Consider the following 9,571-nt stretch of genomic DNA (forward strand, 5'->3'; position numbering starts at 1 on the left):
TTGCTATGTGAAAGTAGGACATTACCAGGCTTCAAATTGTAGAAAGCCCGAATCTAACGATTCGGGCTTTTTTACGTTTGCAGAAAAGTGAAATATGAGTAACTAACATTACGCACTCGATTTCTCTCCAATTTATCTAAATGTACAAGTCGAGTAGAATAGCTCCTTACTTCAGTACTAAAGTTTATAACCAAATCTAAAGACTATTTAAAATAGTCCGTAAGCTTGAGTTTCTTCACTTTCAGATTCTTCTAGTTGTGTTGGTTTAAATATTACGCTTGGATCAATTAATACACTGTGCTTTTGTGTAAGCTTGATTAATCCTCGCATCATATTTTTAGTTTGTGGGTCTAGATCAAAACCAACCTCAGTGAGCTTATCTAGTGGTTTAATGTCTTCTTTTTTATAGTCGATATTATCTTCGACTTTATCTACCAATAACCCTACGTGTGGGTTTAAGCCGTCTTTAGTGGTAAAAACAATAATAGGTTTATAGTCTAAGGTTATTTGCTCTTTAGCTGATTCGAATAAACGCTCTAGCTGAATTAGGTTACTACGCTTAATTTTTTCGAGCAGAGCTGATACTTGTTTATAATCGCTTTGATTATGAGCTGATATAGCTTCTTTTACCGTTTCTAGCAATGATTGGAAAGGTTCGTTAAGTCGAGACATTGTTAGTTTTAAGTCTTCATTATCGGTGTTGAACTCTTTGTAAAACAGAACAAAATCTTGTAGTTCTGCATCATTGCTTGAAATAGAAGCCGAGCTATTTAGCAAGTTACTTTGAAGGGTATTGAACCAGTTTAATAGTTTTTCTTGCCATGTTCTTAGTTGTTTTAGTACATGCGCATTACTTTGTTCGGTTGAGATATTATTTAAAATAATACCTAAATCAAACACAGGCGTTGGTATATCCATATAATCTTTAACACCAATAAAGCTTTTATTATTGTTGGGTAAAGTTGTTAGATTATTGTCAAAGCGCTCTGTTAATAAAATATCGAGTATTTTAAGTGAAATTGTTTTGCAGCCCACTTTAAAGTTTATTAATTCCATGCTTTTATCTTAATTTACCTGTTAATGCTTTAAGGATAGAACAAATTAAATAAATAGCTTAAAGATGGATAAGATTTAATAGAGATAGGTAACTAGGAGTTATTAGATGGCACTAGTGAGGTTTTTTATGGCACGTTTAAATTGATTCTCAAGCTGCTTTTTTCCTAATAAACCTAAGTGTTGAATCACTTTTTCATTACATTCATTTTGCAGCACTAACTTTATTAAAAGTTGTTTATCAGACTCTGTTAATTGAGACATACAAGAAGGAGACTGATTCACTACCTGCCAGAGAGTCGCAGAGATATTAAATTGAGTGAAGTTACTGTTTACGAGTAAGGCTAATCGTTCGCGAGTCTCGGGGCTTACTAACTCATCGCTAAATCCTTCAATTAAAATACTTACAAGTTGCCAATCTAGTGTTTTAAAATGTGTTAAAAGAGCATAAAAAAAGTCGTTTTTAAACTGCTTTTTCAAAGGTTGGATAATTGCACTTTTATTGCTTAAGCATTTAACCACAAGCGCTGAATGTTCAGCTGTGCTTTTATCGCGTTGATAACCCAGTTTTACGGTATCAAACCCTTGTTTTTGCCAAAAGTTAAGTAGCTGCGCTGTTGCGCCAAAGCTTGCACCAAACCAACTACATTGGCTTTTTACTTGCGACTCGCAATAGCTAAGTAGCTTTTTACCAAAACCCATATTGTGAGAACTCGGATCAATCGCTATTCGTACAACGCGAGCGCTCAACTGTGTTAAGTAGTCATTATTAAAACTAAGTTGTGAGAGGGTTTGAGCCATTAAATGACCCTGTGGGCGGCGCTCTCCGCTTATAACCTGTAGAGCAAGTTCTTCACTTAAACCACCTTCTATTGCGATTAAACATACACCAACTAATCGATTGTTAATTTTGCTGATGAATATTCGTTGCGATGGTGCGTCTAGTAGTTGGCGTAAATCGTTTACACTACTTTGATAGTGAGCCAATGCAAGCAGGGCAATAACTTGTTGCAGTAAAGGCTCATTGTTTACAAGGGATTGCTGAGTTATTTCGCTGTGAACTGGCTGCTCTAATTGCTCACTACTTAACTCTTTATATTGTGCATCGAGTGCAAGCAAGGTGCGAATGTGCTTCTCGAGGGGATCGTGTTTAGCAAAACGCAGTGGCTCATCAAGCGTTACAACTTTAGAGGCTTTATAGTGCGCTTTTATATAGTTACTAAAGCGAATGGTATAACCCCTACCATTGCCCTCATACCCAACCAGTGTACTTGCAAAGACTATACGAGGGTAATGAGCTAGCATTTTTAGCAATAACGGTACAGGGATCGCGGCAGCTTCATCAATGAGTAATAAATCGCACTCAGGTAATGCATTTAATAACGCGTCAGGTGCAACGTAGTGCAAGTTGGCGAGCTGTTTATGTTGAGCGTTGTATTGCAGGTCTAACTCGTTGGCTAAATGTTTAAAGCTACTATGGGTCGCTTTAAACTGAGTGCTGCAAATAATTACTTTTTTATCAGTCAATTTTGCGGCAGCTAAGCCAAGTGCTGCCGATTTGCCTCTACCTCTATCAGCATTAATGAGTAAAGGCCTGTTGGCACGACCATTAGCTATTTTTACTATTTGTTCAACGCAGTTTTGCTGTGGTACATAATCAATTTTATTATGCGTAACAGAGCTGACGAGATTACTAATACAGCCATTTTTTTCACTAAAATGAAAAGCGGGTAATTGCTTAATAATAGCCGCGAAACGTTGATTAAATAAACTGTATTCAATACTCTGACCGTGTGATTGCACTGTACTTAATGAGGGGTCTTGCCAAGAGGCTAAATCATTTAATTCGGGCAGTAATAAAAACAGTATACCGCCTGCTTTAACGGTGCCGGTAAGTGCTGCAAGTTTATCAGGGTGTAAACCACTAAAACCATCGTAAACAGCATGAGCAAATTCTTGCCCTAAAATTTGGTGAGTGCGAGTAGGCCAGTACGAATTTTTAATCGCGCACTGCTTTGATACAACAAGTGTATTGTTTTCATCTATTAATGAGTTAAGTAATTCATAACACCAAGCAGGGCTGCCCGTAATCAGCACTAGCTGACGATGATACGCGCCAGCTAGTTGTTGTTCTAACTCATTTAGGTGAGCTTTATACAGCTTGTAATCGTGCATAGGCCGTTACTAACCATTTACTGCCAAGGTCGTCAAAGTTAACTTGTACGCGAGATTGCGCGCCACTGCCTTCGTAATTAAGTACGGTACCAACACCAAACTTAGCATGCAAAACTCGTTGCCCTAAGTTAAAGCCACTGTCTTCAAATGCGGCATGGCTAACTGATGCGCTAAAACGCCCGGCGGCAGGCGGGCGAGAAACCTGTGTTTTAATACGAATTTCTTCAACGCAGTCCTCAGGTATTTCGCGTAAAAAGCGTGATGGGCTATGGTATTTTTCTTGCCCGTATAAGCGGCGACTCTCAGCATGGCTAATGTATAACTTATCCATTGCTCGTGTCATGCCTACATAACAAAGGCGGCGCTCTTCTTCTAAGCGGCCAGACTCTTCGTTACTTTGCTGAGAAGGGAACATGCCTTCTTCTACGCCGACCATAAAGACTAGCGGAAACTCTAAGCCTTTAGCTGAGTGAAGCGTCATCATTTGTACGGCGTCTTCGTGTTCTTCTGCTTGTCCTTCACCCGACTCAAGTGACGTATGGGCTAAAAAGCCTTGTAAAGGTGAGCTGTATTCTTCGTCTTCAGGAAGTTCATACTGATCACAAGCGCTAATTAGCTCTTCTAAGTTTTCTACGCGAGCACGGCCTTTTTCACCTTTTTCAGCTTGGTACATTGCCATCAAGCCTGAGGTTTGAATTGTGTATTTGGCTTGCTCATGCAAAGTAAGATCGCTAATTTTATCTTCTATTTGTTCAACGAGTTCTACAAACTTACTCACTGCGCCAGAAGCACGACCAGATAAATGCTGTTGTTCTACAATTGCTTTTGCGGCATACCAAAGCGGTAATGATTCTGCTCGTGCACAGTCGCGTATATGGCTCAATGTTTTGTCGCCAATACCGCGTGCTGGCGTATTAATTACACGCTCAAATGCGGCATCGTCTTGACGATTACCCACTAGGCGTAAATACGAAAGCGCATCTTTAATTTCTTGTCGTTCGAAGAATCGCATACCACCATAAATACGGTATTTTAAGCCTTCTTGCAGCATGGCTTCCTCAAGTACTCGAGATTGCGCGTTACTACGGTATAAAATTGCTGCATCTTGCAGCGCATTACCTGCATTTAACCAGCTTCGTAATTTGCTACTTACAAAGCGTGCTTCGTCTAACTCATTAAATGCTGCATAAATAGAGATTGGCTCGCCATCGTTACCGTCGGTCCACAAGCTTTTACCCATACGTTCTGAGTTATTTTGAATTAATGCGTTAGACGCTTTCAAAATAGTTGCGGTTGAACGGTAGTTTTGTTCAAGACAAATGGTTTCAGCGCTAAAGTCAGTTAAAAAGCGTTTAATGTTTTCGATTTTAGCACCGCGCCAACCGTAAATACTTTGGTCATCGTCGCCTACAATCATAATGCTATTTGTATCGCCAGCAAGTAACTTTAACCAAGCATATTGAATGGTATTTGTATCTTGAAACTCATCTACAAGCATATGCGCAAAGCGTTGCTGATAATGGCGAAGTAACGTAGGGTTATTTTTTAATACTTCGTAACTACGTAGTAATATTTCAGCAAAGTCTACTAAGCCTGCGCGATCGCAGGCCTCTTGATAGGCGGCGTAAACACGCAGCATCATTTGCTCGTTAATATCGTATGCTTGAATATCTTTAGGGCGAAGTGCTTCATCTTTTTTGGCGCTTATGTACCAGCCAAATTGTTTAGCAGGCCATTTTTTATCATCAATATTCATCGATTTTAATAAGCGCTTGATCATCCGAAGCTGATCGTCAGAGTCTAAAATTTGAAAGGCTTCTGGTAAGTTAGCTTCACGGTGATGAGCACGTAAAATACGATGCGATAAACCATGGAACGTACCAATCCACATACCACCTACAGGGGCTTTTAGTGTTTCTTCAACGCGGCTACGCATTTCTTTAGCTGCTTTATTAGTAAAGGTAACTGCAAAAATACTGTAAGCAGAGGCTTGCTCAACTTGCATAAGCCACGCAATACGATGAACTAACACTCGTGTTTTACCAGACCCAGCACCTGCTAATACCAGCATGTTTTGTAGTGGGGCTGCAACGGCATCGCGTTGTTTGTCATTTAAGCCATCGAGTAATTGTGAAACGTCCATCGTTACGCCTTTTTAATCAATATTGTGGGCAGTATAACAGGTGTTTTTGTTAGGCTAAATAAAATACTGTTTTTATAAACAGCTATTTATAAAATAGTGTTCAAAACGAGTAACTTGCTAATTAATTAAGCGAATAAAAAAGTGTAAACGGATAACAATAATTGCTAATTTGACCTAATTTTAGCAAAATCTACCAACTCTCTAAATCTAGACTAATTTAACTATTTGATTTGTAAGCTTTAATAAATTGGCATAGAGTGTGTAGGTAAATAATTATAAAATCAAATAAATACAGAGGTTAGTATGGCAGATCAAGGTTCTGGCGGTAACGTAATTGCAGCATTATGTAATATATTTTTTCCTGGTTTAGGGCAGTTAGTGCAAGGGCGTATTTTAGCGGCTATATTTTTTGCACTCGCTATTATAATAAGTTACGCACTAATTTATGTGCTTGTAGGCTTTGTACTTGTGCCTATTATTTACTTATGGTCGATCATTGACGCAGCGCGTTATAGATCGCGAAGTTAACGGTTTTAAAGTTGAGTAAAATAGCGCCCATGTGGCGCTATTTTACTTTATATGTCCTGTGGTTTACGGGCGTTTACGTATATAATTACGCAATTAAAGATTTACAGGCAAACCCTATGGAATATCAATTTATTCGCGACCCTATTAGTGGGCTACGTATTAAAATAAGCAGTGAACACGCTATTATTGGTCGCTGGCTAAACGAAGAAATAGGCAAAGACAAAGTAGCCATGGTGCAAGCGCTTATTGCATCGGTAAGTTCAAGCTATGAGCCGCTAACGCTAAAAGGCCAAGAAATAGATTTAATATTAACGAAAGACGAAGCATTATTTGAAGCCCATGCACTTCATCAAGACAGCGAAGACCTAATAGCGTATCAAGATGACGATTTAGCGCTTGAAGAAAATGGTTTAAGTAGTGGTTGTGGCTTTGAAGATTTCATTGATTTAATTGATTCATGGCATGAGTTTACGACGTCACGATAAACATAACTAGCACACTAATAAAAATATACAGCAATGCACAATCAGCATTTTATCTGTATTATTACACCAACGAAAATTACGCCAACCAAAACGACAGGAATTGATATGTCTGCCAATTTAAACAAGCTAGTAGTGATGCTAGAAATGCAAAACGCCATGAATACTAAAGTACATGAGCAATGGTTTACTCAAGGGTTTGAATGGTACCGCGCTATTTGGGTTGAGTGTGCTGAAATGCTAGATCATCATGGTTGGAAATGGTGGAAAAAACAAACACCAGATACTGAACAAGTTATTTTAGAGTTGGTTGATATTTTTCATTTTGGTCTATCGCTTAGAATTGACGGCGAAACTAGCTACGAAGACTTAGCAAAGCAACTTGAAACTGAGCTTAGTAATGCTCAACAAGCTGATGACTTTAAACAAACACTAGAGATATTAGCGGCGTCGGCTGTTGCTGATAAAACGTTTAATGCAGGTGCTTTTGCCGGCTGTATGGCGCAAATAGGTATGGATATTGATGATTTATATCGCGGCTACGTAGGTAAAAATACGTTAAACTTTTTCCGCCAAGATCACGGTTACAAAGATGGTAGCTATATTAAAGAATGGAATGGGCAAGAAGATAACGAGCATTTAGTTGAAGTAGTTAAAAGCCTTGATACAGAACATGCAGATTTTGCAAAGTTAGTATATCAAGGGCTAGAAGCGCGTTACCCAAAAATTTAAGTCACGTAAGTTGAGTTAGATAATCTTACGATAGTCGGTAACACTTAGGTAATCGGCTATTTCGTTATGTGGTTGTTGGCTATCTGGGTTAGCAACTGCAAGTAAGTGCTCAATGCCGTATTCTCGTGCGGCATTCAAAACCGGCACACTGTCATCTACAAACAAAGTGCGCTGCTTATTAAACCCTAAGTCTTTTTGTACTTGGTGCCACAAACTTTGTTGCTCTTTACTTACTCCATATTCATGAGTAGACACTACGCCATCTAGGTAGTTATCAATCGCTGTATGCTCAAATTTAAGCATGACACTCTCAGGGTGGGCGTTGGTAAGTAAAATTAACTCTTTGCCTGCTTTTTTAAGCTCAGTTAAAAAATGAGGTACGTCTTCGCGCATTTTAATTAAATGCTGAGACTCTCGTTTAAGCTCCATTATAGGCAAGCTTAATTGCTGCTCCCAATAATCTAAACAATACCACTGTATTTGACCGCTCACAGCTTGATAGCGTTTTAAAATATCTGCTTTAGCTGCATCTAGGCTAATGCCCCTTGCTAATGCGTGTTGCGCAGGAATAACGTTAAGCCAAAAATGACTGTCGTAATGTAAATCGAGTAATGTTCCATCCATGTCGAGCAAAACGGTATCGATTTTTGACCAATTTAACATAGGAATTTCAACTTATAAGGTTTATTATTGAACTAACTGCCATGATAGCAAATTAACGCCAATGACACAGAAAAAGCACCCAACACCACCACAAATCCTCAGTAACAATGTTGTCGCTAAAAGCCGCCTGTTTACTGTGGAGTCTTTAGAGCTAAAGTTTTCTAATAACGAAGAGCGTCAGTATGAGCGAATTCGCGGCGGTGGCCGGGGAGCAGTGATGATTGTTCCGTTAAGTGCAGACAACGAATTACTACTTGTACGTGAATACTGTGCGGGCACAAACGATTACCAGTTAGGTTTTCCTAAAGGCTTAATCGATCCGGGCGAAACGCCAGAGCAAGCTGCTAACAGAGAGCTTAAAGAAGAAATTGGCTTTGGTGCTGAGTATTTTAAACCATTAAGAACAGTAACAATGGCGCCGAGTTACTTTAATGCCACTATGCATATTTTATTTGCTAAGCAATTATACCCACAAACCCTTATTGGCGACGAACCAGAGCCGCTTGTTGTTGTTAAGTGGCCATTAACTCAGTGGCAGTCATTATTAGACCAAGAAGATTTTACCGAAGCACGCAGTGTTGCAGCTTTGCTATTATTAGATAAGTATTTAGCGTCTGGAGCTGCCGATGAATAAATTAATCGAACCGTGTATTGAATTAGCTGAGCGTGCTGGCGATGCAATTATGGCCATTTATAAAAAAGGCGATATTGGCCAACAAGAGAAATCAGATAATACGCCTGTTACCAAAGCTGACTTAGCAGCAAATGACGTACTGGTTGCTGGATTAAAAGTCTTAGCGCCCGATATCCCAATTATGTCGGAAGAAACACCTATACCTGCACTTGCCGACAGACAGGACTGGCAGCGTTATTGGTTACTCGATCCGATGGATGGTACAGGCGAATTTATTTTAGAAAGTGGCGACTTTGCAGTAAACATTGCATTGATTGAAAATAATCATCCTGTGCTTGGCGTTATTCATTGGCCTGCAAAAGGTGTGACTTATTTTGCTACAGCTAAAAATGGTGCCTTTAAACGTGAAAACTCAATTGATAAGCAAATATCTGTAGCGCCGCCAGAGAACTTGACGCTTGCAGTGAGCCGCCGCCAAAAAATAGAAGCGGTGAGTCAGTATTTAAATAGTCAGTTTACAACTATTGCTATTGGCTCGTGCTCATTAAAAGCTTGTACTGTTGCAGAAGGTAAAGCAGATTGTTTTTTAAGAATTGGTCCAACGGGAGAGTGGGATACAGGTGCTTCACAAGTTATTGTTGAAGAAGCCGGTGGTTGTATTACCGATGCAGAATTTAACCCGCTAACGTACAACCAACGCGAGAGTACTGAGAACCCTGACTTTATAGTGATGGGGCATCCAGACTGGGAATGGCAAAAAATGATTAATCCGCATCAAAGGTTGAGCGCAGAATAGCAATTTGATTGCTTTTTGTTCGGTTGAACAACTTTAATTAGTTTAGGCCTTGCATTAAATGTTTATTCCTATATAGTAGCGCTCTCTTCAAGGCAGGCTCGTAAATATTACGAAAATGTTTTAAAGAAATTACAGGCGCGGGATGGAGCAGTCTGGTAGCTCGTCGGGCTCATAACCCGAAGGTCGTCGGTTCAAATCCGGCTCCCGCAACCAATTTTTTATAAGATTTGGTTACTGTAAACTCTAGCTTAAGAGATAAAATAAAGTAGTCGATAGACTTAAAATACACAGGCGCGGGATGGAGCAGTCTGGTAGCTCGTCGGGCTCATAACCCGAAGGTCGTCGGTTCAAATCCGGCTCCCGCA

At 39.6% G+C, this 9,571-nt stretch carries 9 protein-coding genes and 2 tRNA genes; 7 read left to right on the forward strand and 4 right to left on the reverse strand.

Annotation, left to right across the window (positions count from 1 at the left end):
• Positions 1 to 207 precede the first annotated feature (207 nt).
• The 3 genes from I6F50_RS19840 to uvrD form a co-directional block, all read right to left on the reverse strand.
• Positions 208 to 1,056, reverse strand: a complete 849-nt coding sequence (locus tag I6F50_RS19840; RefSeq protein WP_165727087.1) for a chemotaxis protein — start codon at positions 1,054 to 1,056, stop codon at positions 208 to 210.
• A 102-nt stretch (positions 1,057 to 1,158) separates the two neighbouring features.
• Positions 1,159 to 3,228, reverse strand: a complete 2,070-nt coding sequence (locus I6F50_RS19845; RefSeq protein ID WP_197119728.1) for a GNAT family N-acetyltransferase — start codon at positions 3,226 to 3,228, stop codon at positions 1,159 to 1,161.
• Complete coding sequence (uvrD, locus tag I6F50_RS19850) at positions 3,206 to 5,371, reverse strand: DNA helicase II (protein WP_197177136.1); 2,166 nt, start codon at positions 5,369 to 5,371, stop codon at positions 3,206 to 3,208. Before uvrD ends, I6F50_RS19845 begins: the two co-directional genes overlap by 23 nt.
• Before the next feature lie 303 nt (positions 5,372 to 5,674).
• Between uvrD and I6F50_RS19855 the strand changes: the two genes are divergently transcribed.
• From I6F50_RS19855 to I6F50_RS19865, 3 genes are all read left to right on the forward strand, one after another.
• A complete protein-coding gene (locus I6F50_RS19855; protein WP_002963009.1) occupies positions 5,675 to 5,899 on the forward strand; it encodes a hypothetical protein in 225 nt (74 codons plus the stop codon).
• A 116-nt stretch (positions 5,900 to 6,015) separates the two neighbouring features.
• Entirely contained in the window at positions 6,016 to 6,384 is a 369-nt protein-coding gene (locus tag I6F50_RS19860; RefSeq protein WP_024592461.1) for a YacL family protein, read from the forward strand.
• A 105-nt stretch (positions 6,385 to 6,489) separates the two neighbouring features.
• Entirely contained in the window at positions 6,490 to 7,113 is a 624-nt protein-coding gene (locus tag I6F50_RS19865; protein WP_165726845.1) for a dUTP diphosphatase, read from the forward strand.
• Between the two features lie 15 nt (positions 7,114 to 7,128).
• Here the strand turns inward: I6F50_RS19865 and yrfG are convergent, their stop codons facing one another.
• Complete coding sequence (gene yrfG, locus I6F50_RS19870; RefSeq protein ID WP_007378908.1) at positions 7,129 to 7,776, reverse strand: GMP/IMP nucleotidase; 648 nt, start codon at positions 7,774 to 7,776, stop codon at positions 7,129 to 7,131.
• Positions 7,777 to 7,837: 61 nt separating this feature from the next.
• On the opposite strand from yrfG, the gene nudE reads away from it, so the two are divergent.
• From nudE to I6F50_RS19890, 4 genes are all read left to right on the forward strand, one after another.
• On the forward strand, positions 7,838 to 8,410 hold the full coding sequence (gene nudE / locus I6F50_RS19875) for an ADP compounds hydrolase NudE (RefSeq protein ID WP_007586548.1): 573 nt from the start codon (positions 7,838 to 7,840) through the stop codon (positions 8,408 to 8,410).
• The gene (gene cysQ / locus I6F50_RS19880) at positions 8,403 to 9,206 is read left to right on the forward strand and encodes a 3'(2'),5'-bisphosphate nucleotidase CysQ (RefSeq protein ID WP_007586545.1); all 804 of its coding nucleotides are present in this window, start codon (positions 8,403 to 8,405) and stop codon (positions 9,204 to 9,206) included. The genes nudE and cysQ overlap by 8 nt, the downstream gene beginning before the upstream one ends.
• Positions 9,207 to 9,342: 136 nt before the next feature.
• Positions 9,343 to 9,419: transfer RNA gene (locus tag I6F50_RS19885), tRNA-Met, on the forward strand.
• A gap of 79 nt (positions 9,420 to 9,498) precedes the next feature.
• Positions 9,499 to 9,571, forward strand: a tRNA-Met gene (locus tag I6F50_RS19890).

This window comes from Pseudoalteromonas sp. NZS127_1 (assembly GCF_015864295.1).
In the GTDB taxonomy this organism is placed as follows: Bacteria; Pseudomonadota; Gammaproteobacteria; order Enterobacterales; family Alteromonadaceae; genus Pseudoalteromonas; species Pseudoalteromonas arctica.

What these genes read in the sequence shown, in the direction of transcription:
- cysQ (WP_007586545.1), top strand. Translation starts at nt 8,403, where the DNA reads ATGAATAAATTAATCGAACCGTGTATTGAATTAGCTGAGCGTGCTGGC.
- I6F50_RS19860 (WP_024592461.1), top strand. Translation starts at nt 6,016, where the DNA reads ATGGAATATCAATTTATTCGCGACCCTATTAGTGGGCTACGTATTAAA.
- nudE (WP_007586548.1), top strand. Translation starts at nt 7,838, where the DNA reads ATGACACAGAAAAAGCACCCAACACCACCACAAATCCTCAGTAACAAT.
- uvrD (WP_197177136.1), bottom strand. Translation starts at nt 5,371, where the DNA reads ATGGACGTTTCACAATTACTCGATGGCTTAAATGACAAACAACGCGAT.
- yrfG (WP_007378908.1), bottom strand. Translation starts at nt 7,776, where the DNA reads ATGTTAAATTGGTCAAAAATCGATACCGTTTTGCTCGACATGGATGGA.
- I6F50_RS19855 (WP_002963009.1), top strand. Translation starts at nt 5,675, where the DNA reads ATGGCAGATCAAGGTTCTGGCGGTAACGTAATTGCAGCATTATGTAAT.
- I6F50_RS19845 (WP_197119728.1), bottom strand. Translation starts at nt 3,228, where the DNA reads ATGCACGATTACAAGCTGTATAAAGCTCACCTAAATGAGTTAGAACAA.
- I6F50_RS19840 (WP_165727087.1), bottom strand. Translation starts at nt 1,056, where the DNA reads ATGGAATTAATAAACTTTAAAGTGGGCTGCAAAACAATTTCACTTAAA.
- I6F50_RS19865 (WP_165726845.1), top strand. Translation starts at nt 6,490, where the DNA reads ATGTCTGCCAATTTAAACAAGCTAGTAGTGATGCTAGAAATGCAAAAC.